At 73.3% G+C, this 25,375-nt stretch carries 27 protein-coding genes and 1 pseudogene; 14 read left to right on the forward strand and 14 right to left on the reverse strand.

Annotated features, from left to right (window positions below; genetic code table 11):
* Nucleotides 1-54 precede the first annotated feature (54 nt).
* Nucleotides 55-333 carry a DUF6158 family protein gene (locus M8J74_RS11480; protein ID WP_249836255.1) on the forward strand — a complete coding sequence of 93 codons (279 nt, stop codon included), beginning with the start codon at nucleotides 55-57 and terminating at the stop codon, nucleotides 331-333.
* Between the two features lie 42 nt (nucleotides 334-375).
* Here the strand turns inward: M8J74_RS11480 and M8J74_RS11485 are convergent, their stop codons facing one another.
* The 4 genes from M8J74_RS11485 to M8J74_RS11500 all read right to left on the reverse strand — a co-directional run bounded on the left by M8J74_RS11485 (nucleotide 376) and on the right by M8J74_RS11500 (nucleotide 2,611).
* The gene (locus M8J74_RS11485) at nucleotides 376-918 is read right to left on the reverse strand and encodes a type 1 glutamine amidotransferase domain-containing protein (protein ID WP_249836256.1); all 543 of its coding nucleotides are present in this window, start codon (nucleotides 916-918) and stop codon (nucleotides 376-378) included.
* 3 nt (nucleotides 919-921) lie between these two features.
* Nucleotides 922-1,578 (reverse strand): hypothetical protein, encoded by a 657-nt coding sequence (locus tag M8J74_RS11490; protein WP_058922125.1) that lies wholly within the window; start codon nucleotides 1,576-1,578, stop codon nucleotides 922-924.
* The gene (locus tag M8J74_RS11495; protein ID WP_249836257.1) at nucleotides 1,575-2,006 is read right to left on the reverse strand and encodes a CBS domain-containing protein; all 432 of its coding nucleotides are present in this window, start codon (nucleotides 2,004-2,006) and stop codon (nucleotides 1,575-1,577) included. Before M8J74_RS11495 ends, M8J74_RS11490 begins: the two co-directional genes overlap by 4 nt.
* A 215-nt stretch (nucleotides 2,007-2,221) precedes the next feature.
* A complete protein-coding gene (locus M8J74_RS11500) occupies nucleotides 2,222-2,611 on the reverse strand; it encodes a DUF2795 domain-containing protein (RefSeq protein WP_249836258.1) in 390 nt (129 codons plus the stop codon).
* A gap of 129 nt (nucleotides 2,612-2,740) precedes the next feature.
* Here M8J74_RS11500 and M8J74_RS11505 point away from each other — a divergent pair, with 129 nt between their 5' ends.
* A complete protein-coding gene (locus M8J74_RS11505; protein WP_249836259.1) occupies nucleotides 2,741-2,887 on the forward strand; it encodes a hypothetical protein in 147 nt (48 codons plus the stop codon).
* Between the two features lie 27 nt (nucleotides 2,888-2,914).
* Here M8J74_RS11505 and M8J74_RS11510 read toward each other — a convergent pair whose 3' ends face one another.
* On the reverse strand, nucleotides 2,915-3,565 hold the full coding sequence (locus M8J74_RS11510) for a methyltransferase family protein (RefSeq protein WP_249836260.1): 651 nt from the start codon (nucleotides 3,563-3,565) through the stop codon (nucleotides 2,915-2,917).
* 122 nt (nucleotides 3,566-3,687) lie between these two features.
* Nucleotides 3,688-5,481 (reverse strand): thiamine pyrophosphate-requiring protein, encoded by a 1,794-nt coding sequence (locus tag M8J74_RS11515; protein WP_249836261.1) that lies wholly within the window; start codon nucleotides 5,479-5,481, stop codon nucleotides 3,688-3,690.
* A gap of 253 nt (nucleotides 5,482-5,734) precedes the next feature.
* On the opposite strand from M8J74_RS11515, the gene M8J74_RS11520 reads away from it, so the two are divergent.
* The 4 genes from M8J74_RS11520 to M8J74_RS11535 all read left to right on the forward strand — a co-directional run bounded on the left by M8J74_RS11520 (nucleotide 5,735) and on the right by M8J74_RS11535 (nucleotide 10,153).
* Entirely contained in the window at nucleotides 5,735-6,529 is a 795-nt protein-coding gene (locus M8J74_RS11520; protein WP_249836262.1) for an RNA polymerase sigma factor SigF, read from the forward strand.
* Nucleotides 6,530-6,742: 213 nt separating this feature from the next.
* Nucleotides 6,743-7,690, forward strand: coding sequence for a prolipoprotein diacylglyceryl transferase (locus M8J74_RS44810; RefSeq protein ID WP_308406041.1), 948 nt, complete (start codon nucleotides 6,743-6,745; stop codon nucleotides 7,688-7,690).
* A gap of 169 nt (nucleotides 7,691-7,859) precedes the next feature.
* A complete protein-coding gene (locus M8J74_RS11530) occupies nucleotides 7,860-9,107 on the forward strand; it encodes an aminotransferase class I/II-fold pyridoxal phosphate-dependent enzyme (RefSeq protein WP_249836263.1) in 1,248 nt (415 codons plus the stop codon).
* On the forward strand, nucleotides 9,104-10,153 hold the full coding sequence (locus M8J74_RS11535; protein ID WP_249836264.1) for an MBL fold metallo-hydrolase: 1,050 nt from the start codon (nucleotides 9,104-9,106) through the stop codon (nucleotides 10,151-10,153). Before M8J74_RS11530 ends, M8J74_RS11535 begins: the two co-directional genes overlap by 4 nt.
* A 162-nt stretch (nucleotides 10,154-10,315) precedes the next feature.
* Here the strand turns inward: M8J74_RS11535 and M8J74_RS11540 are convergent, their stop codons facing one another.
* Complete coding sequence (locus tag M8J74_RS11540; protein ID WP_249836318.1) at nucleotides 10,316-10,942, reverse strand: DedA family protein; 627 nt, start codon at nucleotides 10,940-10,942, stop codon at nucleotides 10,316-10,318.
* On the reverse strand, nucleotides 10,942-11,715 hold the full coding sequence (locus M8J74_RS11545) for an MBL fold metallo-hydrolase (protein WP_249836265.1): 774 nt from the start codon (nucleotides 11,713-11,715) through the stop codon (nucleotides 10,942-10,944). Before M8J74_RS11545 ends, M8J74_RS11540 begins: the two co-directional genes overlap by 1 nt.
* An 84-nt stretch (nucleotides 11,716-11,799) precedes the next feature.
* On the opposite strand from M8J74_RS11545, the gene M8J74_RS11550 reads away from it, so the two are divergent.
* From M8J74_RS11550 to dnaK, 6 genes are all read left to right on the forward strand, one after another.
* Nucleotides 11,800-12,207: a hypothetical protein gene (locus M8J74_RS11550; protein WP_249836266.1), complete on the forward strand. Its 408-nt coding sequence runs from the start codon at nucleotides 11,800-11,802 to the stop codon at nucleotides 12,205-12,207.
* Nucleotides 12,208-12,342: 135 nt separating this feature from the next.
* Nucleotides 12,343-14,361 carry a phage holin family protein gene (locus M8J74_RS11555; protein ID WP_249836267.1) on the forward strand — a complete coding sequence of 673 codons (2,019 nt, stop codon included), beginning with the start codon at nucleotides 12,343-12,345 and terminating at the stop codon, nucleotides 14,359-14,361.
* A gap of 83 nt (nucleotides 14,362-14,444) precedes the next feature.
* Complete coding sequence (locus M8J74_RS11560) at nucleotides 14,445-15,506, forward strand: ATP-binding protein (protein ID WP_249836268.1); 1,062 nt, start codon at nucleotides 14,445-14,447, stop codon at nucleotides 15,504-15,506.
* Between the two features lie 62 nt (nucleotides 15,507-15,568).
* The gene (locus tag M8J74_RS11565) at nucleotides 15,569-17,302 is read left to right on the forward strand and encodes a vWA domain-containing protein (RefSeq protein WP_283948053.1); all 1,734 of its coding nucleotides are present in this window, start codon (nucleotides 15,569-15,571) and stop codon (nucleotides 17,300-17,302) included.
* Between the two features lie 57 nt (nucleotides 17,303-17,359).
* Nucleotides 17,360-17,788 (forward strand): OsmC family protein, encoded by a 429-nt coding sequence (locus M8J74_RS11570; protein ID WP_058922110.1) that lies wholly within the window; start codon nucleotides 17,360-17,362, stop codon nucleotides 17,786-17,788.
* A 169-nt stretch (nucleotides 17,789-17,957) separates the two neighbouring features.
* Complete coding sequence (dnaK, locus tag M8J74_RS11575; protein ID WP_249836270.1) at nucleotides 17,958-19,832, forward strand: molecular chaperone DnaK; 1,875 nt, start codon at nucleotides 17,958-17,960, stop codon at nucleotides 19,830-19,832.
* A gap of 110 nt (nucleotides 19,833-19,942) precedes the next feature.
* Here the strand turns inward: dnaK and narJ are convergent.
* The 4 genes and pseudogenes from narJ to M8J74_RS11595 form a co-directional block, all read right to left on the reverse strand.
* A pseudogene (narJ, locus tag M8J74_RS11580) lies at nucleotides 19,943-20,428 on the reverse strand (nitrate reductase molybdenum cofactor assembly chaperone); the annotation flags it as partial.
* Between the two features lie 129 nt (nucleotides 20,429-20,557).
* Nucleotides 20,558-21,370, reverse strand: a complete 813-nt coding sequence (locus tag M8J74_RS11585; RefSeq protein WP_249836271.1) for an SAM-dependent methyltransferase — start codon at nucleotides 21,368-21,370, stop codon at nucleotides 20,558-20,560.
* Nucleotides 21,371-21,438: 68 nt separating this feature from the next.
* The gene (locus M8J74_RS11590) at nucleotides 21,439-22,302 is read right to left on the reverse strand and encodes a Sco1979 family transcriptional regulator (RefSeq protein WP_249836272.1); all 864 of its coding nucleotides are present in this window, start codon (nucleotides 22,300-22,302) and stop codon (nucleotides 21,439-21,441) included.
* 132 nt (nucleotides 22,303-22,434) lie between these two features.
* Nucleotides 22,435-23,265: a helix-turn-helix domain-containing protein gene (locus M8J74_RS11595; RefSeq protein ID WP_249836273.1), complete on the reverse strand. Its 831-nt coding sequence runs from the start codon at nucleotides 23,263-23,265 to the stop codon at nucleotides 22,435-22,437.
* 134 nt (nucleotides 23,266-23,399) lie between these two features.
* Here M8J74_RS11595 and M8J74_RS11600 point away from each other — a divergent pair, with 134 nt between their 5' ends.
* Nucleotides 23,400-23,705 (forward strand): 4a-hydroxytetrahydrobiopterin dehydratase, encoded by a 306-nt coding sequence (locus M8J74_RS11600; RefSeq protein ID WP_249836274.1) that lies wholly within the window; start codon nucleotides 23,400-23,402, stop codon nucleotides 23,703-23,705.
* Between the two features lie 5 nt (nucleotides 23,706-23,710).
* The gene (locus tag M8J74_RS11605) at nucleotides 23,711-24,454 is read left to right on the forward strand and encodes a class I SAM-dependent methyltransferase (RefSeq protein WP_249836275.1); all 744 of its coding nucleotides are present in this window, start codon (nucleotides 23,711-23,713) and stop codon (nucleotides 24,452-24,454) included.
* Here M8J74_RS11605 and M8J74_RS11610 read toward each other — a convergent pair.
* Both M8J74_RS11610 and M8J74_RS11615 read right to left on the reverse strand, forming a co-directional pair.
* On the reverse strand, nucleotides 24,438-24,899 hold the full coding sequence (locus M8J74_RS11610; protein WP_249836276.1) for a hypothetical protein: 462 nt from the start codon (nucleotides 24,897-24,899) through the stop codon (nucleotides 24,438-24,440). The two genes, M8J74_RS11605 and M8J74_RS11610, sit on opposite strands and share 17 nt — an antisense overlap.
* On the reverse strand, nucleotides 24,896-25,375 hold the full coding sequence (locus M8J74_RS11615; RefSeq protein WP_249836277.1) for a hypothetical protein: 480 nt from the start codon (nucleotides 25,373-25,375) through the stop codon (nucleotides 24,896-24,898). Before M8J74_RS11615 ends, M8J74_RS11610 begins: the two co-directional genes overlap by 4 nt.

Consider the following 25,375-nt stretch of genomic DNA (forward strand, 5'->3'; position numbering starts at 1 on the left):
CTCCCTCCCAGATGCCACTTGGGGTTGTTGCCGTCGGGCGGGTACCCGGACCGCATGGACGAACACGACGAGCGGGACATGACCATGACCGGAGTCGACGTCGGCAGGCTGGACGACCAGCAGCTCATGAAGGAGCTGGAGACGATCCACCGCACACGCCACGACACACTGCTGTACGGCTCCAGCGACGCGCTGCGGGCCCACAACGACCGCATGGCCGAGCTGGAGGGCGAGTACCTGCGCCGCAATCCGCAGCGCATGGTGGCCGCGGGCCGCACCCGGGAAGGCGCCCGGGAACGCCGAAGCGGGGAGTCGGTGACTCCCCGCTCCTGACGGCGCTACTCGCCGGGTACCGGCAACCGGCCCCGCGGGCCGTCAGTCGGCGCCCTCGGAGAACACGTGCAGGAAGGCGTCGCAGAACGCCTTCAGGTCGTCCGGCTTGCGGCTGGTGACCAGCTTGTTGGTGCCGTGGTCGCAGATCTTCACCTGCTCGTCGACCCAGGTGCCGCCCGCGTTGCGGATGTCCGTCCGCAGGCTCGGCCAGGAGGTCAGCACCCGCCCCCGTACGACGTCCGCCTCGATCAGGGTCCAGGGCGCGTGGCAGATCGCGGCGACCGGGCGGCCCTGCTCGAAGAAGTCCCGCACGAACGACACCGCCTTGTCGTCCATGCGCAGGAAGTCCGGGTTCGCCACCCCGCCCGGCAGCACGAGAGCCCCGAAGGAGTTCGCCGACGTCTCCCCGACGACCTCGTCCACGGGGAACGTGTCCGCCTTGTCGAGGTGGTGGAACGCCTGGATCTCACCGGATTTCGTCGACACCAGCACGGGCTCGTGGCCGGCGTCCTTCGCGGCCTGCCACGGGTCGGTCAGCTCGATCTGCTCGACACCCTCGGGTGCGGTCAGGAATGCGATGCGCATGTCTCAACGTCCTTTCGGCGCACGCCACTCGGCTTCGTCACCGGTGGCGCGCTTCTTGTTCCGACGGCCCGCGCGCACGCAGCGCACGAGCTCCTCGCCGTACGGCAGCAGCACACATGTGCCGATCGCGGCGGCGATCCCCGCGAGATAGCCGCGGGACAGCGGTCGCCGGCGCGGCACCAGCCGCCAGGCGTCCGGATCGCCGTCGCCACCGCGCAGCAGCTTCTTGACCTGGTCGGCGTGCAGGCACGTCAACGCGGCCAGCGCGGCGAACGGCAGGGACTCCAGGAAGCTGTGGATGTGCTGCTCGACCGGCTTGACCTCGCGGTCGCTGTCCACCGCGGTGCGCACGTCCCACAGCGCGGTCGCCTCGTGCACCGCGGCGCCGCCCAACTGCACGGTCAGCAGCAGCGGGTTCACCTCGTAGCGCAGGGTCAGCGCGATGGGCAGGCCCACCTCGGCCATCATCAGCGAGTGCAGGAGCGACTCCTTGGTGCCCGCCGTCTCCTCGATCCTGGTGCGCCGGTGCATCACCCAGTCGGCGAGACCCGGCACGAACCAGCTCGGCAGCAGTCCGTACAGCAGGTAACGGGTCGTCACGTCCCCGACGTCGACCGTGACGCCGGTGGCACTGATCTCCGCGGCCTGGCCCCGGCTCACGCGGTGGCCCCGCCCGCCGGCTCGGCCCGTCCGATCGCGGCGAGCGCCGAGTCCGGGTCCTCGGCCACGGCGAGGTCCGCGAGGCTCACCACACCGACCGGCATCCCGTCCTCGACGACCGGCAGCCGGCGCACGGCATGCGTGCGCATCAGCGCGACGGCCGTCCCGACGGGGTCGTCCGGGCCGACCACGACCGGATCCGGCGTGCACACGGATCGCGCGCTCACGGTGAGGGGATCGATCCCCTCGGCGACCGCGCGCACCGTGATGTCGCGGTCGGTGAGCACACCGACGATCCGCTGCCCGTCGGCCACCAGCACATCGCCGATGTCCTGCGTACGCATCAGCTGCGCCGCCTCGACCAGCGACGCGTCGGGGCGGACGGCGACCACGCCCGGCGTCATGACCTCCCTCACGAAATCAGCCATCACAGTGGGCCCTTCCTCCGTTCCCCGGCCGGTGGGTGCACCGCGGCCGTCGTCGGCATGACGCCGCCCGCAGTACCCCTGGCGCCGGGGGCCATGCGTGCCGGGGGGCGAGGTCTCGGCCGGCCCACCAGGCGGACACGGCCCCATGGCCTCCCTGTGCCGGCGTCACGGGTGGCACCTCCGCCAAAACCCCATGGCCGGCCGCACCGCGCGGATCACTCACGCCGCTCCCGGCCCGACTCCACCAGAGCCTCCGCCAGATGCTGGATCGTGGTGTAGTGCGCCGTGCGGGGCAGGCGCTCCACCGGTTCCACCAGGGCGTCCGGGGCGTGCGCGCGACGCATGGCGCGTGCCAGGTCGCGGGGCCCCGCGGGGAAGGTGTGGCGGTTGAGGTGCCGGGCCAGTTCCGTACGGATCGCGGTGAGCGACGCGGAACCTCCCGGGGCGACCGGGCCGCCGGCGACCTCGGGGTCGTCGTCGGCCGTGGGCTCCGGGTCGTGCCACTCCTCGGTCCGGGTGGGGTGCCCGGAGCGGAGCAGACCCTGGAGTTCGTGCTTCATCTCCTCGTCGCGATGGACGCTGAGCCGGTTGCTGCCTCGCTGCATGAGACTCCCTCCAGATCTTCGGGTGGCGACCGCGTACCCGATGAGCGGAGGCCGACACGAGGGTTTGCGCAACGAAGGCGGGGAGACCCGGCAGACGCCCCCCACTCCCCTCTCCGGGAGAGAACGGCCATGGCACTGATCGCCGTGTTCATCCCGCTCCTCATGCTCGGCGTCGTGCTGGCACTGGGCCGCTACGAGGAGCTGCTGCTGCAAACGAAGAAGGCCGACCGGAACGAGAAGGCCCTTGCCGGCCCGCCGGGAACGGCGGGCACCTAGGGCGTGTGTCGCCCTAGCGCCTGCGCGTCAGATCGTGGGGCCGTGACCGTCCGCCCGCCGCGGTATGCCCCGGGGCGGCCGGAGCGAGGGTATGAGGGCCGGTACGCGGGCGCGATAGGCCTCGTACGACGGGCCGAACCGGTCCGCCATCAGGCCGTCCTCGATCCGGACCCGGCGCAGCACCCAGGGCACCGTGACGGCGAGGACGAGGACCCAGACCCCGAAGCCAGAGGCCGCCATGGCACCGGTGACCAGCCCGAGCATCCCCGTGTAGATGGGATGGCGGACGATCCGGTACGGGCCGTCGGTGCGCAGTTCGTGGTGCTCCCGGACCATCGGGATGCTCGCCCACATGGTGCCGAGGACCCACCGCGCCCACACCAGCCAGACGGTCGAGGCGACGGCCAGCGCGGCGCCCAGGAGTGCCAGCTCCGGCTGCCAGAACTCCAGGTGGTGCCGCCAGGACCCCGGGGTCCGCCGCACCACCAGCACCAGCACCCCGGCACCGGCGATCAGGGCCAGACGGCGCGGCAGGGTCCCGCGCAGGTCGCGGACCAGGTCCCGGACGCCGGAGCCTCTCCTCGCGCCGAAATACACCGCGCCGAGAAGCCACGCCGCGACGAACACGGCGGCGCAGACGGCGACGAGCACGGCGAGTGCGGAGCGAAGCGAATCCATGCCTCAAGACTGCGGCGCGGGGCCCGCCGACCACCACCACTCACGGGCTGAACCGCGCCCCACCCGCGGGTGGAGCACACGCTCCACCCGCGGGCGGACACCGCCCGAGGCCCGACAGGCCCCTACTTCTTCTCGCGCCCCGGCAGGAACTCCTGCACCTTCGCCTTCAGCCCCTGCTTGATCATGGAGCCGCGGTCCGCGTCGCCCTTGAGGATGGAAGCGGCCGTGGCCTCCATCTGCTCCCAGGTGGCGTGCGGCGGGATCGGCGGGACCGCGGGGTCGGTGAGGAACTCGATCACCGCCGGGCCGTCCGCCTCCAGTCCGGCGCGCCAGCCGGCCTCGACGTCCTCGGGCTTCTCCACCCGCACACCGGTCAGCCCCAGGGAGCGGGCGAACGCGGCGTACTGCACGTCCGGGAGCTCCTGCGAGGGCAGGAAGGACGGGGCGCCCTCCATCGCCCGCATCTCCCAGGTGACCTGGTTGAGATCGCGGTTGTTGAAGACGGCGACGATCAGCCGCGGGTCCTCCCACGCATGGCGGTACTTGGCCGCCGTGATCATCTCCGCCAGGCCGTTCATCTGCATCGCGCCGTCCCCGACCAGCGCGATCGCGGGCCGGTCCGGGTGCGCGAACTTCGCGCCGATCGCGTACGGCACCCCGGGCCCCATGGTCGCCAGCGTGCCGGAGAGCGAGGAGCGCATGCCGGGCCGCATCGTCAGATGCCGGGCGTACCAGTTGGCCGCCGAGCCGGAGTCGGAGGTGATGATCGCGTTCTCCGGCAGCAGCGCGTCCAGCGCGTGGGTGACGTACTCCGGGTTGATCGGGTCCGCGGACTGCTGCGCCCGCCGCTCCATCACCTCGTGCCAGCGCTTCACGTTGTCGCACACCGTGTCGTACCACTCGGGCCCGCGGGCCGGGTCGATCATCGGGATGAGCCGTTCGAGGGTCGCCTTCGCGTCGCCGACCAGATTCACCTCGTACGGATAACGCATCCCCACCATGTGCGGGTCGATGTCGATCTGCACCCCGCGCGCCTTGCCGAACTCCGGCATGAACTGCGTGTAGGGGAAGGAGGATCCGATGGTCAGCAGGGTGTCGCAGTCCCGCATCAGCTCGTAGGAGGGGCGCGTGCCCAGCAGGCCGATCGAGCCGGTCACGTACGGCAGTTCGTCGCTCAGGACGTCCTTGCCCAGCAGTGCCTTGGCCACGCCGGCCTTCAGCAGCCCGGCGATCCGCTCGACCTCGGCGCGTGCTCCGGCCGCGCCCTGCCCCACCAGGATCGCCACCTTGTCACCGGAGTTGAGGATCTCCGCCGCGCGCTGCAGCGAGTCCTCCGAGGGCACGGCCGTCCAGGAGCTGCGGCCCAGGCTGGAGGGGACCATCTTGAACTCGTGCGTGGGCGGCGAGTAGTCGAGCTCCTGCACGTCGCCGGGAACGATGATCGCGGTGGGGGAGCGGCGGGCGTAGGCGGTGCGGATGGCGCGGTCGATGACGTTCGGCAGCTGCTCGGGAACCGTCACCGTCTCGATGAAGTCCGAGGCGACGTCCTTGAACAGCGTGTGCAGGTCGACCTCCTGCTGGTACGAGCCGCCCATCGCCGTACGGTGGGTCTGGCCGACGATCGCCAGCACCGGCACATGGTCGAGCTTGGCGTCGTACAGGCCGTTGAGCAGATGGATCGCCCCCGGCCCGGACGTCGCCGCGCACACGCCGAGACGGCCGCTGAACTTGGCGTAGCCGACGGCCTCGAACGCGGACATCTCCTCGTGCCGGGACTGCACGAATCGTGGCTGGTTCTCCGCCCTGCCCCAGGCGGCGAGGAGCCCGTTGATGCCGTCGCCCGGATAGCCGAAGACGTGGTCCACCCCCCACTCACGGAGCCGCTGCAGGATGTGGTCGGAGACCTTGGTGCTCATGTGCGGACCTCCCGGGTCGTCGGACGAACGGGCGGCAGTCGCCTGCGGACCGGGTCACCCGGCGGCCCCGGGGAAAACATCGGCGTGTTTGCCGGGGCGGACCCGGGGCAGGCGCAGAGTCAGTGCTTCGGACAGGAGGCACGTCCGTGGGAGCGGCCCCTTGTGCCGCCCCGGCCGCGCCTGTCCCCTCGCGCGACCCCCTCCCACGGTGACCGTCCGTCCCCGAGCACCACCGAGGGAGTTGGGACGCACCATGCCCACTCGACTGAGCACGAAGCACCACCCGCACGACGACGCCCCTGACACCGCCGACGCCTTCCGCCGGCTCGCGACGCTGCCCCCGGGCCCGCAGCGCGACGCACTGCGCGAACGGGTCGTCGAGGCCTGGCTGCCCATGGCCGACCGGCTCGCCGGCCGGTTCCGCAACCGCGGCGAGAGCTCCGAGGACCTGCGCCAGGTCGCGGCCCTCGGCCTGGTCAAGGCCGTCGACCGGTACGACCCCGAACTCGGCAACGCCTTCGAGAGCTACGCCGTGCCCACCATCACCGGTGAGATCAAGCGGCACTTCCGCGACCACATGTGGACCCTGCACGTCCCGCGCCGGGTCCAGGAGCTGCGCAACCGGGTCCGGTTCGCCGCGCAGGACCTCACCCAGACCGTCTCGGGCCGCAGGCCCACCGTCGCCGAGATCGCCGAGCACGCCGACATGAGCGAGGAGGACGTGCTGGCCGGCATGGAGGCCCTGGAGAGCTTCTCCGCCCTCTCCCTCGACGCCGAGCTTCCCGGCAGCGAGGACGGCTACTCCCTCGGCGACGCCCTCGGCTCGCTCGACCCCGCCCTCGACACGGTGGTGGACCGCGAGGCGGTCGCGCCCCGGCTGGCGGCGCTGCCCGAACGGGAGCGGGCCATCCTGTACATGCGCTTCTTCGGCGACATGACCCAGAGCCGGATCGCCGAGCAGCTGGGCATCTCGCAGATGCACGTCTCCCGGCTGATCAGCCGCTGCTGCAGCCGTGTGCGCGAACAGGTGCTGAACGAGGCGGTGTAGCGCCGCGCGGAGCGCTTCCAGCGCATCCGGGCCGCCCGGAGGCCACCGCCTCCGGGCGGCCCGGGCGTCTCCCGGTCCGTGTCACCCGCTCGGCCCAGTGCGTGACGCGAATGGTGCCCGGCCGCGCGCGGGGCGGCGGGGTGAGGGCTGTGATGGGGACGAGGCACGCCCTGCGTGACCCGTCCGCAGACGCCGCTCGAAGGAGCCCACCTCATGCGCCGCACCGCCCGTGTCCTGTCCGCCGCGGCCCTTGCGGGTGCCGCGGTCGGCCTCCCCGCCGCGGCCGCCTTCGCGGACCCGGCCTCGGAGGTCAGCCCCGGCACCGCGTCGCCCGGCGGCAGCGTCACCGTCTCGGTCTCCTGCGAATCCACCGGTGGCCCGGCGCCCGCCACCATCGACGCCACCTCGCAGGCCTTCGACGAGGGCACGGTCAAGCTGCAACGCGTCGCCGGCGACGCGCAGCAGGCCTCCGGGGTCACCTACCGAGGCACCGCCCGCATCGCCCCCGCGACCGACCTGGAGGACGGCGGCCCGGCCACCGGCGGCCCGGCCACCGTGGGCCCGGACCCCGCGGCCCCGGACGCGGCCAGGCCGCAGGACACGGCGATCCCGGATGCGACGGTCCCGGACGCGTCGGGTCCGGACGCGGCCGGCCCTGACGCCGTGGGCCCGGACACGGTGCCCACGGACGCGGCGGCAGCGGACGCGCTGGGCCCGGACACCGTGCCCACGGACGCCGCGGGCTCCGGCGACGTAACCCCGGACCCGGCGGCACCGGATGCCGCGGTTCCGGACGGTACCGCCCCGGACGGAACAGCCCCGGACGCGGTGGGTCCGGGCGCGGTGCCCCCGGGCTCGGTGACCGCGGACTCGGCGTGGACCGTGAACGGCACCTGCCCGGCCCCGCCCGGCGGGCGGGGTGCCGCCTGGAGCGCCACGTTCAAGGTCGACCTCGGCGCCGGCGGCACCCGTCGCTGCGCCGAGAAACAGCGCACCGACGGCTGCGGTACGGCCCCGGTCCAGCGCGGCGTCCGGGCCGGCGAGGGCGGCACCTTCACCGACTCCGTGCCCGCCCTGGTCGCGGGCGGCGTCCTCATCGCGGGCGCGCTGGGCGCCGCCGCCCACCGGCTGCGCCACCGCGACTCCGGCACCGGCGGCTGACCGGAGGATCGCCGCGTGTGACCGCCACGACCCGGGGGACCCCCATGAGGCGACGGCTCACGGGGTACTCAGAGCCCAGGGACCCGGCCCGCGCCGCACGGACGGGGGAGCCGGACGGCACCATCGTCCCGGGGGCCCGGCGCAGCAAGCAGCCACGACGGAGGTAGGGATGCCGCGGACGGACCCGGAAGGCCACGGCCCCGTCCGTTTCGGACCGCCGCTCCCCGAGGACGGCCTGCCTGTCCTGCCCGAACTGACCGCCGTCCTCGCCGCTGCCGCCGCCCGGGCCGACGCCGAACCGGTCGGCGGCGGCCCCGCCCTGCTGCGAGCCGCCTGCGACTACTGGGAACGGCGCGGTCTCGCCACCGGAGCCGAACGGGTCGCCGCCGGACCGGGCGCCCCCGCGCTGCTGCTCGCGCTGACCGCCGCGCTCGGCGGCGACGTCCTGGTGCCCCGGCCGTGCGCGGCCTGGTGGGCGCCGTACGCCCGCCTGCTGCGAAGACCCGTCTTCCACGTCGCGACGCCGGCCGAGTGCGGCGGCGTCCCGGACCCGTACGCCCTCCTGGAGACCGTCCGGCGCGTGCGCGCGGAGGGAGGTGACCCGCGGCTGCTCGTGCTGTCCGTCGCCGACGACCCCACCGCCACCGTGGCCCCGCCCGAGGCGCTGCACGCGTGCGTGGAGGCCGCCGCGGGCGAGGGCCTGCACCTGGTCAGCGACGAGACCTGGCGCGACACCCTGCACGCCCCGCGGGACACCGTGCAGCTCAGCCCGGCCGAGATGCTGCCCGACCGGGTCACGGTCGTCACCGACCTGGCCGGCGCGCTGCTGCCGCCGGGCTGGCCCGCCGCGGTGGCCCGCTTCCCGGCGGGCGACGCCGGAACCGGCCTCCACGCGCGCGTGCTCGACATCCTCACCGCCCTCGGGGCCCGGATCGCGGGCCCCGTCGCCGCACCCGCCGCCTACGCGCTGGGCGAGCCGCTGCCCGTCACCGCGCGCGTGGCCGCCGCCGTACGCCTGCACGCGCGGATGGCCGAAGCCCTGCACGGCGTGCTCGTGCGCGCCGGCATCCTCTCCCTGCCCCCGCAGGCCGGCCGGCACGTCTACGCCGACCTCGCCCCGCTGCGCTCCGCCCTCACCGCCCACGGTGTCGGCGACGCCCAGGAACTGGAGGACTTCCTCGCCGTCCGGCTCGGCATGCCCGCGCCAGGCGGCCACCGCTTCGGGGACGAACTGGGCGCTCTGCGCGTCCGGTTGGCCACCGGCCCGCTGCTGGGCCGTACGGACGACGAGCGGGCGGAATGTCTCACGTCCCCCGCGCCGTTGGAACTGCCACACGTGCAACGCGCGTTGAGTCATGTGAAGTCGGTCTTCGACGATCTCCGCGACGACGCTCAGCGATGGGAGCCTCCTCGATGACGCAGCAGTCCGAGTCGACCACCACCACCCGGGAAGCGGACGATCCGGCGTCGACGCCGGTGTTCGCGCCCCCTTTCCCGCCCCTCGCCGAGCCCCGCCGCCTGGGCGAACGCCGGAAGTGGCCGCGCAGCTTCCACGACCGCCTGACCGCCCCCCTGCCCGGCCTGAAGGCCATGGCCCGCTTCGCCCGCGAGGGCTCCGTGCGCCCCGGCCGCGAGGGCCTCGCCGACATCCCCAGGCTCCCCTTCGCCCCCGCCCCCCTGCCCCGCGTGGACGCCGGCACGCTGGCCGTCTCCTGGGCGGGCCACGCCAGTTGGGTGGTGCAGATCGGCGGACTGACCGTCCTCACCGACCCCGTCTGGTCCCGCCGCATCCTCGGCACCCCGGCGCGCATCACACCCGTCGGCATCCCCTGGGAGTCCCTGCCGCGCGTCGACGCCGTCGTCATCAGCCACAACCACTACGACCATCTGGACGCCCCCACGCTGCGCCGACTGCCGCGCGACACCCCGGTGTTCGTGCCCGCCGGTCTCGGCCGCTGGTTCCACCGCCGGCGCTTCACCGAGGTCACCGAGCTGGACTGGTGGGAGGCGGCCGAACTGGGCGGCGTACGCTTCGACTTCGTCCCCGCCCACCACTGGTCCAAGCGCACCCTCACCGACACCTGCCACTCCCTGTGGGGCGGCTGGGTGCTGACCGCCCCCGACGGGCAGCGCGTCCACTTCGCGGGCGACACCGGCTACGGCCACTGGTTCTCCCGCATCGGCGAGCGCTATCCCGGCATCGACCTCGCCCTGCTGCCCATCGGCGCCTACGACCCGCGCTGGTGGCTCAGCGACGTCCACTGCGACCCGGAGGAGGCCGTCAGAGCGGCCCGCGACCTCGGCGCCAGGCGCATGGCGCCGATGCACTGGGGCACGTTCGTGCTGTCGGCGGAGCCGGTCCTGGAACCGCTCACCCGCGTGCGCGCGGCCTGGGAGAAGGCGGGACTGGACCGCGCGGACCTGTGGGACCTGCCCGTCGGGGCGTCGCGGGTGCTGGAGTAGCCGCCCGGGCCGCCCCCAGTCGCCCCAGCGGCCCAGGCCGCCCGAGCCGCCTAGGCCGTCGTCGTCCGGCGGAGGGCGTCGCGCGTGCTGGAGCAGCCGCCCGAGCCGCTCAAGTCGCCCAGGCTGCCCAAGCCACCACGCCGTCCAGGCTGCCCAAGCCGTCTACGCCGTCGTCGTCCGGCGGATGCGGCGCCAGACGCCGGGGGCCGCGCTGACGAGCACGGTCAGTGCGACCGCCGCGACCACGCCCTCCCAGGGCTCCGGGAACAGCGACCCGCCCAGAATCCCGATCACCTGGTACGTCGCCGCCCACGCCAGGCAGGCCGGCAGGTTGCCCCGCGAGAAGCGCCGCAGCGGCCACTTCGCCAGCAGACAGGCCAGCATCACCGGGATCCGGCCGGCCGGCACCAGCCGCGACAGCACCAGCACCGAGACGTTGTGCTCGGCCAGCTTCGCCTGCGCCTGCGCCAGCCGCTCCTCCGGCGCCCGTGACCGGATCGCCTCCAGCCAGCGGGAGCCGTTCTTCGAGTTCATCCCGCGCCGCCCGAGCCAGTACAGCGCCGCGTCCCCGAGGAACGCGGCCAGCGACGCCGTCACGAACACCATCGCCAGCGCGAACGGCGCCGTCTGGTGGAACGCCACCACGGCCGCCGAACTCACCAGGGCCCCCGTCGGGATCACCGGCACCAGCGCCCCGAACAGCACGAGCAGGAACAGCGACGGATAGCCGAGCGCCTGCTGCGTCGACTCGGGCGGCACGGTCGAGGTCACCGTGGCGGCCAGCCACATCACCGGGCGACCTCCAGCCGCACGCTCTCCCCGTGGCCGAGCCGGTGCACCGCCACCCGCGGCGCGTGGTCGGCCGCCAGGCGCACGAACTCGTCGCCCGGCGCGTGGAACTCATGGGGGCGCACGGCGTCCATCCCGATCGGCCAGTACGTGCCGTAGTGCACCGGTATCGCGCTGCGCGGCGCCAGCCGGGCCAGCGCCTGCGCGGCCCGCCCCGCGTCCAGATGGCCCTCGCCGAGGTACGGCCCCCAGCCGCCCACCGGCAGCAGCGCCACGTCGACGGGCCCCACCTCGCGCGCCATCGCGTCGAACAGCCCGGTGTCCCCGGCGAAGTAGGTCCGCGCCTGGCCCTCGACGACGTAGCCGAGGGCGGGGGAGCGGTGCGGGCCGACCGGCAGCCGCCGCCCGTCGTGCAGGGCGGGCACGACCCGTACGGCCACGTCCCCGAAGGTCAGCCGGTCACCGGGCGCCACCTCGGTCAGCCGGAGGTGCGTGAGCCGGCGCAGCCCCGGTACCGCCCGGGGTGCGCCCCGGGGCACCAGCAGGCGCGTGCCCTCGGCGAGCCGCTCCAGCGAGGGCACGTGCAGATGGTCGGCGTGCAGGTGGGAGACGAGCGCCACGTCCGCGCGCCAGGCGCCGGGCGGTGGCAGCGCGCCTCTGCGGCGCCGGAGATGGGCGAGCCGGCGGGCGAACAGGGGGTCGGTGAGCACCCGTACGTCCGAGTCCTCGACCGTGCAGGTCGCGTGACCCCACCAGGTGATCTCCACCGGCACCTTCTTTGCCTCCTTCGCGCGACTCCCCGAAGCCTACGGGCTGGAGTAGGGTCGGCGGCGAAACCCGGAGGTGAGGGGGACGCCATGGGACCGATGCGCGTGCGCGTCACGGCGATCGCGAGTCTGACGCCGCTCGAGGAGCTGGACGCCGACCCCTTCCTGGTGGACTCCCGCAGTCAGCACGCGATGTGCGCGCGCTGGGCGGCCGAGCGCGGCTACATCGTCAGCCGGGAGCTGCTGGTGCGAGGACTGCGGGCCGACCACTGCGTGCTGTGGGACGGCGTCCGCCCCGGCCTCGACCTGTTCGTGGCGCCGAGCCGGCGGGTGCTGGAGAGCGCGCTGTCGTCCGTGGAGGAGTTCGCCGCGGAGTGCGCGCGGCGGGGCGTGCGGGTGGAGACGGTGGGCTTCGAGGAGCCCTGCTACGACGCCCAGATGAAGGCACGCGTGCACCGCAGGCTGTCGATGCCGACGGCCGGCTACGACGGGCGCTGAGGCCACCCCCCGCGTAAGCCCCGGGGCCCCTTCGCACCTCGTATGACACGCTTGGTCCAGGCCCGCATCGACGACGGGCGGGACGTGAGGTGTGCGGGAGTGCGTGGCGGGCGGTGGCGACGGATCGCCAGTCAGATGGGCCGGAGTGTCACGGTGTGGGCCGTCTCGACGGTCACCATGCTCGTGCTCGCCGGGATCCTGCCGGACTTCCGCCTGCAGTCCCCGGACGGCGAGAGCGCCACCCACATCGCCGTCACCGCCGCGGTCGGCGCCGGCGCCTTCGGTGTCCTGTCGGCCCTGGTGTGGCCGCTGCTGGTGCGGCTGCTGCTGCTCGTGCCCGCGCTCGTGCTGGGGCTGCTCGTCTTCGTCCTCAACGGCTCCCTGCTGCTGGTCGCCCTGCGCCTCAATCCCGCCAGCAGCGCCGAGGCGGCCCCCGAGACCGCCGTGGTCGTGGCCGCCGTGATGTCCGCCGTCGCCTCCGCCACCGGCGCCGCCCTCGCCGTCCGCGACGACGACGCCTACCGGCGGCGCCTCTACCGGCTCGCCGACCGCCGCCGCAGACGCCTGCCGCCCGGCCCGGCCTCGCCCGGCACCGTCTTCGTCCAGCTCGACGGCGTCGGCCACGACGTCCTGCTGGACGCGGCCGCCAAGGGGATCATGCCCACCGTCGCGCGCTGGACGGGGTCCACGCACCGGCTCACCCCCTGGCGCACCGACTGGTCCAGCCAGACCGGCGCCAGCCAGCTCGGCATCCTGCACGGCACCAACCACGACGTCCCCGCCTTCCGCTGGTACGACAAGGACACCGGCGAGGTCATGGTCTGCAACCGCCCCACCAGCGCGGCGGAACTCCAGCGCCGCGCCGTGGAGTTCACCGGCGACACCGGACTGCTGACCCTCGACGGGGCCAGCCGCGGCAACCTCTTCGGCGGCGGCGCCGACGAGCAGGCACTGGTGCTGTCCATCGCCACCCGCAGGCGCGGCCGGGACACCCGCTCCCGGGCCGGCTACTTCGCCTACTTCTCCGACCCCGCCAACGCCGTGCGCACCGCCCTGTCCTTCGTCGCCGAGGTCGGCCGCGAGATCGGCCAGTCCACCCGGGCCCGGATCCGCAAGCAGCGCCCGCGGGTGTCCCGCGGCGGCCTCTACCCCTTCATACGGGCCTTCGCGACCGTCGTGGAGCGGGACGTCGTGGTCGCCGCGGTGATGGGCGACATGCTCGCCGGCCGCACCGCCGTCTACGCCGACCTGGTCGCCTACGACGAGGTCGCCCACCACTCGGGCCCGGCGAGCCGCGACGCCGGGAAGGTCCTCGAACGCCTCGACCGCGCGCTCGCCCTCATCGCGCACGTCGCCGAGCACGCCCCGCGGCCGTACCGGATCGTCGTGCTGTCGGACCACGGGCAGAGCCCCGGCGAGACGTTCCGCTCCCGCTACGGCCTGAGCCTCGGCGACCTGGTGCGGGCCGGCTGCGGGCTGCCCGTGCCGCGCCGCGCCCGGCGCACCCACAGCGGCGCGGAGGCCCGGGCCGCCGTACGCGCTGTGCTGCGCAGGCCCGTGGAGGGCGGCGAGCGGTACCACCCCTCCGGCCGCCGCGCCGAGCCGCTGGTGCTGGCCTCCGGCAACCTCGGCCTGGTCTCCTTCCCGGACGTGCCGCACCGCATGAGCAAGGAGGAGATCGACGCCCGCCACCCCGCGCTGCTGACGACCCTCGCCAACCATCCCGGCATCGGCTTCCTCCTCGTCCGCAGCGAGCGGCACGGCGGGGTCGTGCTGGGCGCGTACGGCGCCGAGGTCCCGCTGGACGAACTCGAGGACAAGAGGGGCCCGTTGGAGGCGTTCGGGCCGGGCGCGGCCGACGCGGTGCGGCGCACCCACTCCTTCCCGCACACCGCCGACATCATGGTCAACTCCTTCCACGACCCCGTGGACGGCGAGGTGCTGGCCTTCGAGGAGCAGATCGGCTCGCACGGCGGGCTCGGCGGCGCGCAGGGCAGGCCCTTCCTGCTGTCGCCGGTCGCCCTGTCGGCGCCGGTCGAGGAGGGGGGCGAACTCGTCGGCGCCGAGCGGGTGCACCGGGTCCTGCGGCGCTGGCTGCGGGAGGCCGACGGCCCCCAGGTGCCGCTGCCCGAGGAGGGGGAGCAGGCGGCCTAGAGCGCCCGAAAATGAGCTGCGTCTGTTCGGTCACCGGCTCACACTGTTCGAGTCGCCGTGCACCCGAACCGTGAAGGAACCCCTTGCAGGCCGCTGTCACCGTCACGCCCGCCCGTATCCCCGAACTGCTGCTGGGTCTTGCCACCGTCCGGCCGGTGTTCCTCTGGGGCGCGCCCGGCATCGGGAAGTCCTCGCTGGTACGGGAGTTCGCCGAGTCGCTCGGTCTGGAGTGCGTGAGCCTGCTCGGCACCCAGCTGGCACCGGAGGACCTGATCGGCGTGCCGCAGATCCGCGACGGCCGGTCGGTGTTCTGCCCGCCGGAGGCGATCGCCCGCGACGAGCCGTACTGCCTGTTCCTCGACGAGCTCAACGCGGCCACGCCCGACGTGCAGAAGGCGTTCTACTCCCTCATCCTCGACCGCCGCATCGGCGACTACGAGCTGCCCAAGGGGTCCATCGTCATCGGCGCCGGCAACCGCGCCACGGACAACGCCCTCGCCCGCCCGATCGCCTCGGCCCTGGTCAACCGCCTCACCCACGTCCACCTGGAGGCCTCCGCGAAGGACTGGCTGGCCTGGGCGGCGGGCAACGGCATCCACCCCTGGATCCTCGACCACCTCACCGACCGTCCCGACCACCTGTGGTCCAAGCCGCCCAAGACCGAGGAGCCCTTCTCCACGCCCCGCTCCTGGCACATGCTCTCCGACGCGCTGCACTCCTTCGGCCGCGACCTCGACGAGGACACCCTCAAGGTCGTCGCGCACGGCACCCTGACGCCCGCGCACGCCACCGCCTTCTGCGGCTACGTCAAGATCGTGCGCAGCCGGTTCGGCATCGAGGCGATCATCAAGGGCGACGCCCCCTGGCCGCACCGCGTCGAGGACCGCGACCTGCTCTACTACCTCGCCGAGTCCTTCCGCGGCCGCCTGGTCAAGGAACTCCCCGTCAGCAAGGAGCACATGTCGGCCAACGGCCGGCAGACCGCCTATCGCGCCAAGTCGCTGCTGGTGCAGCTCGCGGAGATCTCCGTGGAGGTCGCCCAGACCGTCATCGCGTCCGACGCCGACGGCAACCCCGTGCTGCCGTCGTGGTTCCTCATCGAGGCGGCGCGGGACATGCCGAGGCTGGTGGAGGCGCGGCGGTGAGCCGCGGCAAGGGCAAGGGGGAGGAGAAGCGGGACCCGGCTGCCGAGGCGTTCGCCGAGGGGATGCGCCTGGTGAAGGCCAACCCGGCCCTCGCGGCCGTCGAGTTCGACGTGTGCCGGCACGAGGAGTGCAGACTCGCCCCGCGCGACGGGCTGGTGGTCGTCGACTCCGACGCGGACCTGCACGTCCACCCTCATCGCCTCGCCGAACCCACCGCCTGGGCCTGGGCGCTCGCGCACGCCGTCCTCCACCTCGGCTTCGGCCACGTCCCGGCGGCGAAGGGCGAGCGCGTCCAGCCGGACCGCTTCGACCTCGCCGCGCGCTGCGTCGTCGTCAACCGCTTCCTGCTGAGCTTCACCGTCGGCGAGACCCCCGAAGGGCTTCCCGTCTCCTATCCCGACGGCGACGAGGAGCAACTCGCCGCACGCTGGCGCCGGGACGGCCTCCCGCCCGCCTACGAGCGCTGCGGCACGGCCGGCGCCGAACCCGACCAGCTTCTGCTGCGCTGGAACGGCTGGTACGGCGCCCCGCCGGACCACCAGCTGGCGTTCGCCGCCGCCCTGACCCGCACCGTGTCCGCGGCGATGGACATGGCGGGCGGCCGCCGCGACTCCCTCGACGGTGCGGTGGCCCCGCGCCGCCCCTGGCAGAAGGCGCTGAGCTGGTTCGTCTCCTCCTACCCGCTGCTCGGCGGCATCGCGGCCGGCATCACCCTCGTCGCCGACGCCGAACTCGCCCGCGCGCACGGCATCTCCGTGGCCGCCGTGAACCCGGAGGCGGGCGAGATCTACGTCAACCCCCTGCGCCAACTCGACGACGAGGAGTGGCGGTTCGTCCTCGCCCACGAGATGCTGCACGCCGCCCTGCGCCACGGCGACCGCTGCGGCACCCGCGACCCCTACCTGTTCAACATCGCCTGCGACTACGTCATCAACGGCTGGCTGGTCGAGATGCAGGTCGGCACCATGCCCGAGGGTTTGCTGCACGACCCCGTGCTCGCCGGCCTGTCCGCCGAGGAGGTCTACGACCGCATCGCCGGCGACCTGCGCCGCATGCGCCGGCTCGCCACCCTGCGCGGCAAGGGCGTCGGCGACGTGCTCGGCGCCCCGCTCGGCCCGCCCGGCACCCACGTCGACCTCGACGAGTTCTACCGCCGCGGTCTCGGCCAGGGCCTGGACCTGCACCAGCGGCAGGAACGCGGCTACCTGCCGGGCGGCCTGGTCGAGGAGATCCGCGCGCTCAGCCAGCCGCCCCTGCCCTGGGACGCGCAACTCGCCCGCTGGTTCGACGAGTTCGTACCCAGCCCGCAGCCCGTCCGGACGTACGCGCGCCCCTCCCGCCGTCAGTCCTCCACCCCGGACATCCCGCGCGCGGGCCACTATTTCCCGCCCGAGGAGATCGCCCGCTGCACCTTCGGCGTCGTCCTCGACACCTCCGGCTCCATGAGCCACACACTGCTGGGCAAGGCACTCGGCGCGATCGCCTCCTACGCCGAGGCCCGCGACGTGCCGGCCGCCCGTGTCGTCTTCTGCGACGCCGCCCCGCACGACGCGGGCTACCTGCCGGTGACCGAGATCGCGGGCCGGGTCCGCGTGCACGGCCGCGGCGGTACGGTCCTGCAGCCCGGGATCGACCTGCTGCACCGGGCGGACGACTTCCCGCCGGGCGCGCCCGTCCTGGTGATCACCGACGGCTGGTGCGACGTGCTGCGCGTCCGCCGCGAGCACGCCTACCTGATCCCGCAGGGCGCCCGGCTGCCGTTCACCGCCCGCGGGCCGGTCTTCCGGGTGCGCTGAGCCGGAATGTGATCGGATGGGAGCGCAAGCAACAGCAGGAATTCGGAAGGATTCACCGTGGCAACCACGCGCTCCGCACACACCGTATGGGAAGGCAACCTGCTCGAGGGCAGCGGTGTCGTGAACTTCGACTCCTCCGGGGCCATCGAGGCGCAGCCGGTGACGTGGGCCTCGCGCTCCCAGGACGCGAACGGCAAGACCAGCCCCGAGGAGCTGATCGCCGCCGCGCACTCCAGCTGCTTCTCCATGGCGCTCTCGCACGCCCTGAACGGCGCCGGCACCCCGCCCACCAAGCTCGTCACCTCGGCGGACGTGAATTTCCAGCCGGGTGAGGGCATCACCGGCATCCACCTCACCGTCGAGGGCACGGTCCCCGGCATCGACGACGACGCCTTCGTCGCCGCGGCCGAGGACGCCAAGAAGAACTGCCCGGTCAGCCAGGCCCTGGCCGGCACGACGATCACCCTGTCCGCCAAGCTGGCCTGAAACCGCGCCCCACAGGTGCCGCGCCCCGTGCCCGGGAGCGCGGCACCGGTGTTTTCCGGGGTACCCGGGAGCCGTTCGCCGGGGGTACCCGGGACCTACGCGGCATTGACAACAGCGCACTCAAGTTTTGTGCTGGAGTCTGGGAAGTGCCTGGCGGAAGGGGACGGAGATGGCACGTGCGGTCGGGATCGATCTCGGAACCACGAACTCGGTGGTGGCCGTCCTGGAGGGCGGCGAACCCACGGTCGTCGCCAACGCGGAGGGGGCCAGGACCACACCGTCGGTCGTGGCCTTCGCCAAGAACGGGGAGGTGCTCGTCGGTGAGGTCGCCAAGCGGCAGGCCGTGACCAACGTGGAGCGCACCGCGCGCTCGGTGAAACGGCACATGGGCGACGCGCACTGGCGCTTCCCCGACCAGGGCTCCATCGACGGCACGCGCTACCGGGCGCAGGAGCTGTCCGCGCGGGTCCTGCAGAAGCTCAAGCGGGACGCCGAGTCCTATCTCGGCGAGGACGTCACGGACGCGGTGATCACCGTCCCCGCGTACTTCGACGACTCCCAGCGGCAGGCCACCAAGGAGGCCGGGGAGATCGCGGGCCTGAAGGTCCTGCGGATCATCAACGAGCCGACGGCCGCGGCCCTCGCCTACGGCCTCGACCGGGGCGAGGAGCAGACCGTCCTGGTCTTCGACCTCGGCGGCGGCACCTTCGACGTGTCGCTGCTGGAGATCGGGGACGGGGTCATCGAGGTCAAGGCCACCAACGGCGACACCCACCTCGGCGGCGACGACTGGGACCAGCGGATCGTCGAACACCTGGTCAAGCGGTTCCAGGGGCAGTACGGCATCGACCTCGGCAAGGACAAGATGGCCCTGCAGCGGCTGCGGGAGGGCGCCGAGAAGGCCAAGATCGAGCTGTCCAGCTCCTCGGAGACCACGATCAACCTGCCCTACATCACCGCCTCCGCCGAGGGGCCGCTGCACCTCGACGAGAAGATGACCCGCGCGCAGTTCCAGGAGCTCACCGCCGATCTCCTCGACCGCTGCAAGACCCCCTTCCACCAGGCGGTCAAGGACGCGGGCATCAAGCTGTCCGCGGTCGACCACGTCATCCTGGTCGGCGGCTCGACGCGCATGCCGGCCGTCACCGACCTGGTGAAGGAACTCACCGGCAAGGACCCGCACAAGGGCGTCAACCCCGACGAGGTCGTGGCCGTCGGCGCCGCCCTGCAGGCCGGTGTCATCCGCGGCGACGTCAAGGACGTCCTGCTGCTCGACGTCACCCCGCTGTCCCTCGGCATCGAGACCAAGGGCGGCATCATGACCAAGCTGATCGAGCGCAACACCACGATCCCGACCCGGCGTTCGGAGATCTTCACGACGGCCACCGACAACCAGCCCTCGGTGGGCATCCAGGTGTACCAGGGCGAGCGGGAGATCGCCGCGTACAACAAGAAGCTGGGCGTCTTCGACCTCACCGGTCTGCCGCCGGCCCCGCGGGGCGTGCCGCAGATCGAGGTGGCCTTCGACATCGACGCCAACGGCATCATGCACGTCTCCGCCAAGGACCTGGCCACCGGCCGCGAGCAGAAGATGACGGTGACCGGCGGCAGTGCGCTGCCCAAGGACGACATCGACCGCATGATGCGGGAGGCCGAGCAGTACGCCGAGGAGGACCGCAAGCGGCGGGAGGCCGCCGAGACCCGCAACCAGGCCGAGCAACTCGTCTACCAGACCGAGAAGTTCATCCGGGACAACGAGGACCGCATCCCCGCCGACACCAAGTCCGAGGTGCAGGAGGCCACCACGGAGCTGAAGGGGCTCCTGGAGCGGAACGCCGAGACCGGCGAACTGCGCACGGGCGTCGAGAAGCTCGCCACCGTCAGCCAGAAGATGGGCCAGGCGATGTACGCGAACGCCGCCGGCGCCGGCGGCTCGGGCGGCGAGCAGAGCACGGCCCACGAACAGGCGGGCCCCGAGGAAGAGGGCGTGGTGGACGCGGAGATCGTCGACGACGAGAAGGACACGAAGGGAGGCGCGGCTTAGCGCCCGGAGGGGTGCCGGGGCCCGTCGTCGGGCGGCCGCGGGTCCGATGTGGCCGGCCGCGCCGTTCCCCGTGTCCCTGCAACCGGCGTCGTCCCAGCCGTCGCCCCGGTCGTTGCGGAGCCCGGGGCCGGCAGGGTCGCGCACACGGCCGTCAGGACGGTCGCGTACGGCGTGCCGAGGTCGGTCAGCGCCGTGCGCAGCCGTTCCAGGCCGGCGCGGTGCCCGGCGAGCAGGCCCGTGTCGCCGGTGCGGGCCGTGAACTCCAGGACCGCGGGCAGGAAGTCGGGCGGTTCGCCGTCGGTCATCTCCAGTCCGGCGGCGCGGTAGACGTCCCCGAAGCGGGCGGGCGTCATCCCGCGCCGCCGCGTGTCCGCGTCCTGCCACCGGCTCAGCCGGAGGCTGCACCGGTCGCCGGAGTCGAAGACCCGGACGTAGTGCGCGGCCAGCTCCAAAGCCGGCGTGACCGCCGCGTGGTCGGTGAACTCCCGCAGCTGCGGGGCGGCTTCGCGCAGCAGCGGCAGCCGCGCGCGGAAGTCGTCGTCCGGGTAGGTCAGGCAGAGCGCTGCCGCCTGATGAAGGACCGCGTCAGAGGGCATCGGACCTCCTTGCCGGTATCCGCGTGTCGGCCACGTCCCTCGCTCCCTCGCTCGCCCCGTGCTTCGACGCTAGGGGCGGGCGGGGGAACGCACCCGTCCAGAGATCCGTACGGGTGTACGGCCGGGGCGTCAGGCGCCCGGCTTGCGGGCCACCCCCGCGTACACCGGGACGACGCCCTCTTCCTGCGCCTCCACGTCCACCGGCTCCGGCCGCCAGCCGTGCACGGGGATCACGCCGGGGCCGAGCAGCTCCAGGCCCTCGAAGAAGCGGTAGAACTCGGGCAGCGTGCGCGGGTGGAACGGCGTGCCGCTCCTGCGGAACAGCCCCGCGGCCCTGGCCACCCCCTCGGGGCTGAGGTCCTGGGTGACCTGTGAGAGGATCAGGAAGCTGCCGGGGGCGAGCGCCTCGACGTACCGCCCGACGAGGCCGTGGACGTCGTCCTCCTCGTCGCCCAGGTAGTGGGTGAGCGCGATCAGGGACAGCGAGACCGGCTGCGCCAGGTCCAGGGACTCGGCGGCCAGCCGCAGGATGGTGTCCGGGTCGCGGACGTCGGCGTGCACGTACTGGGTGCTGCCCTCGGGCGAGCCGCTGAGCAGGGCCTCCGCGTGCCGGAGCACGATCGGATCGTTGTCCGCGTACACCACCTTCGCGTCCGGCGCCGCCTCCTGCGCCACCTGGTGCAGGTTGGGCTCGGTGGGGATGCCGGTGCCGATGTCGAGGAACTGGCGGACCCCGGCCCCCGCGGCGGCCCGCACCGCCCGGTGCATGAAGCGGCGGTTGGCGCGCGCCCCGCGCACCGCGGTGCCGTCGACGGCCAGGATGTTGCGGGCCAGCTCCTCGTCCACCGGATAGTTGTCCTTGCCGCCCAGCCACCAGTCGTACACGCGGGCGGGGTGCGGGCGGCTGGTGTCGATCTGCGGTAAGGCGTCGGATCCGGTCATGCGGTGTCGTCTCCTCGGGGTGGGAAGGGTGCCGTGCGTGCCGTGCGGGAGGGAGTCCGGCGGCGGGCTCAGAAGGTCTCGCGGTACTCCCGCAGCAGCTTCTTCGTGCGCTGGGCCGAGGCGGCGCGCGCCGTCATGTGGTCCAGGACCTCGAGGTGCGCGGAGACCTCGCCCCGCGAGTCGAGGTAGAGGGCGCCCGTCAGGTACTCGGTGAAGACCATGTCGGGCAGTTCGGGCTCGGCGAACCGGAACAGCGTGAAGGGCGCGTACGTCCCCGGGTGCGGGCCGTCCTCGAACTCGGCGACCTGCAGCGTGATCCGGTCGCGCTCGGCGAACTCCAGGAGCTTGTCCAGCTGCTCCCGCATGACCTCGCCGCGAATGCTCACCGGGCGCTTGAGCACCGTCTCGTCCATGACCACCCACAGGTGGGGCGGGTCCGGGCGGTCCAGCAGCTTCTGCCGGGCCATGCGCAGCGACACGTGCCGGTCGATGGTCTCCGGGCCGGTCTGGCCGACCGTTCCCGCCTCCATGACGGCGCGCGCGTACTCCTCGGTCTGCAGCAGGCCGGGCACGAAGTGCGGCTCGTAGGAGCGGATGATCCGGGCGGCGCCCTCCAGGCTGACGTACAGGCTGAACCAGTCCGGCAGCACGTCGTGGAAGCGCTGCCACCAGCCCGGCTGGTTCGCCTCCTCGGCCAGCGCGACGAACGCGGCCGCCTCCTCGTCCGGCACGCCGTACGTGGTCAGCAGCACCTGGACGTACGGGATCTTCAGCGCGACCTCGGCCATCTCGATCCGCCGTACGGTCGCCGGCGCCACGCGCAGCACGCGCGCGGCCTCCTCGCGCTTGAACCCCGCCGCTTCCCGCAGCTCCTGCAACCGCTTGCCCAGCACCACCTGGCCCACAGTGGGCGCGGGCCGCCGCTCACTCACGCCACGCCTCCCCTACGCGCCGAAGTCCGCGCGAAGCAGTGTGTCATGTTCCGGGGTCAGTCTCACGGGGTCGGCGGTGAGGCGCTTGCCACGTGTGCCGAACGGGCGCCGGCCGGCCGCCTCGGGCGGGTGTCAGGAGATCAGCGACCGCAGGTACTTCGCCGTCGCCGGGTCGGCCGGGAGCAGCGTCTCGATGGCCAGTTCGGCCACGGTGACGTCCATGGGCGTGTTGAAGGTCGAGATGGAGGAGATGAACGACAGCGTCCGGCCGTCGTGCTCGATCCGCATCGGCAGCGCGAAGTACGGCACGGGCTCGGCCGGTTCGCCGCGGGGATCGCTCTCCGGGACCGGGTAGGCCACGACCTCCTCGTACAGCCGCCGCAGCGGTGCCGAGCGGTGCAGGGCGATCTGCCGCTCCATCTGGGCCAGCAGGTGGCCGCGCCACTCGGGCAGGTTGAGGATGCGGGGCGCCAGGCCCTGCGGGTGCAGGGTCAGCCGCATGGCGTTCAGCGGCGGCTTCAGCAGGGACTCCGGGAGCCCGTCCAGCAGCGTCATGATGCCGCGGTTGGCCGCGACCACGTCGTACGTCGCGTCGACCACGAACGCCGGATAGGGGTCGTAGCCCTGGATGAGCCGCTCGATGCCCTCGCGCAGGGCGCCCAGCGCCGGATCGTCCAGCGGGGTCTCCGGGTAGCGCGGGGCGTAACCGGCCGCGAGCAGCAGGGCGTTGCGCTCCCGGACGGGCACGTCCAGGTGCTCGGCCAGCCTCAGCACCATCTCCTCGCTCGGCCGGGAACGGCCCGTCTCGACGAAGCTGATGTGCCGGGCCGAGGAGTCGGCGCGCAGGGCCAGCTCCAGCTGGCTCACCCGGCGCCGCTCCCGCCAGGCACGCAGCAGCGGGCCGACGCCCTTCTCGGCGGGAGCGGTCGCGGAGGCGATGGTTCCGGTCACGGCAGTGGTCATGTGTACGACCGTAGTCGAGGAACGCCGCCCGCGAGGTGTCCTCGCGCCACCCCCGGGAACCCTCTGACCAGGACCGCAGTCACCGGGCTGTGGGAGGCTGAAGAGGCATTCGCAGCCGAGGAAGGAGCGCGGCCATGCCCGTGGAACCGCTGTCCCAGAAGGAGATCGAGGACCGGCTGGCCGAGCTGCCGGGCTGGTCGGCCGAGGACGACCGGCTCACCCGCTCCTACCGGCTCGCCTCGCACTTCGCGGCCACCGCGATGGTCGTGCACATCGCCCGGGTCCAGGAGGAGCTCGACCACCACTCCGACCTCACCCTCGGCTACAACACCGTCTCCCTGTCGGTGAACACCCACAGCGCGGGCGGCCGGATCACCGAGCTCGACTTCGGCCTCGCGAGCAGGGTCGAGGAGCTCGCGGCCGGCCACGGGGCACGCTGACGCACGTGCTCGACTACGACAAGGAAGCCGGCGCCTACGACCGGAGACGCGGCGGCGAGGCGAGGGCCGCGGCCGCGGCGGCCGCCGTGCTGGGCCTGGTCCCGGCCACCGTGGGACGCCTCCTCGACGTCGGCTGCGGCACCGGCATCGTCACCCGCCGGCTCGCGGCCGCGCGGCCCGCGGCCCGGGTGACCGGCGTCGACCTGACGCCCGGCATGGCCCGTATGGCCGCCGCCCGGCTGCCCGGCGCGATCGCCCTCGCCGACAGCCGTGCCCTGCCGTTCCCGGACGCCACGTTCGACGCGGTCAGCAGCGTGTGGCTGCTGCACCTGCTGGACGGGCCGCAGGACGTGCGCGCCGTCGTCGCCGAGTGCGCCCGGGTCCTCAGACCCGGCGGGGTGTACGTCACCACCGTCGACAAGGCCGCCTCCCACAACGTCGGCAGCGACATCGACGCCGTGCTCGCCGAGCGGCCGCGCAGCGCGCCCCGCGACCCCGCCGACCTCGTCACCCGGTACGCCGCGGACCAGGGCCTGTTCCCGGCCGGGCAGGCCCGCTTCCAGGGGCACGGGCAGGGGCGCAGCCCCCGCCGCACCGTCGCCGACCTGCGGCGCGGCTGGTTCGTCACCCTGCCACCGGGCGAACCGCTCGCCGAGCGGTTCGCCGACCGTCTCGCGGGGCTCCCCGACCAGGACCGGCCCCGCCCCGATCCTGTCTTCCACCTGCGGAGCTTCAGGAAGGCCGGCTGAAGTCCATCGTCCAGTTGGTCAGCCAGCTCTCCCCGCCGTCGACGGAGAACGCCTGCTCCCAGCGGGCCGCGGCGGGGGAGACGCCCGACCAGACGAACCGCACGCGCACGTCCTTGCCGTCGTGCGTGTCGTCGCCGTAGAACTCCCCGCGATCACCCTCGAAGCGGCCGAAGACCGGCGGGAACAGCGTGCCGGTGCGGCTGGAGGACCAGTTCAGCGACCACTCCGCGCGCTCCGGGTCGAACAGCCGCAGGGTCAGCCCCTTCGCGCCCAGGTGCGGCAGGTCGATCTCGTCGAGGTTCGCGGCGCCGTCGAACAGCGGAAAGCACCGGCTGGTGGACGCGAACTCCACCCAGCCGCTGTCCGGGTCGAGGAAGTCGGCGCGGCGGCGGTGGGCCACCTCCCACGCTCCGTGCAGGAAGTCGAAGTCGTGCGGACTGCTCATGTGCGGTCTCCCGTGGTTCCTTCGGGCAGGGTGTCGGACAAGTAGGCGGCCAGGTCCGGGACTTCGGGCACGAGCATGTGCCGCACCCAGGCGTCCCGCTCGTGCTGGATCGGCGGCAGCTCGAAGACGCAGCCGATCCAGGGCAGTTCGGGCCGGACGAAATGGGTGGGGTCCCGGTCGGGGCAGCCGAGGACCGGCTGGCCGGCGGCCGCGTTCGCGTAGTGCAGGACGTTGTCCCACACCCAGCTGTAGACGTTGACGTAGGCGCCGTCGTCGTTTCCCCGGTGAACGACGACGAACGACACCGGCGGCGTCCCGTCCGGCTCCGGCAGCATGTCGGGCAGGATCGCGTACGCCGCCTTCTCCACGTCGGGCGCGATGCCCGCCGGGTCGGCGGTGACGTGGTAGCGCTTGACGTGCCGGCCGGCCACCTCGATCGGCGGCGGCACGGTCAGCAGTTTCTCCGTGAACGGCAT

It is taken from the genome of Streptomyces panaciradicis, from assembly GCF_023516615.1.
GTDB lineage: Bacteria > Actinomycetota > Actinomycetes > Streptomycetales > Streptomycetaceae > Streptomyces > Streptomyces panaciradicis.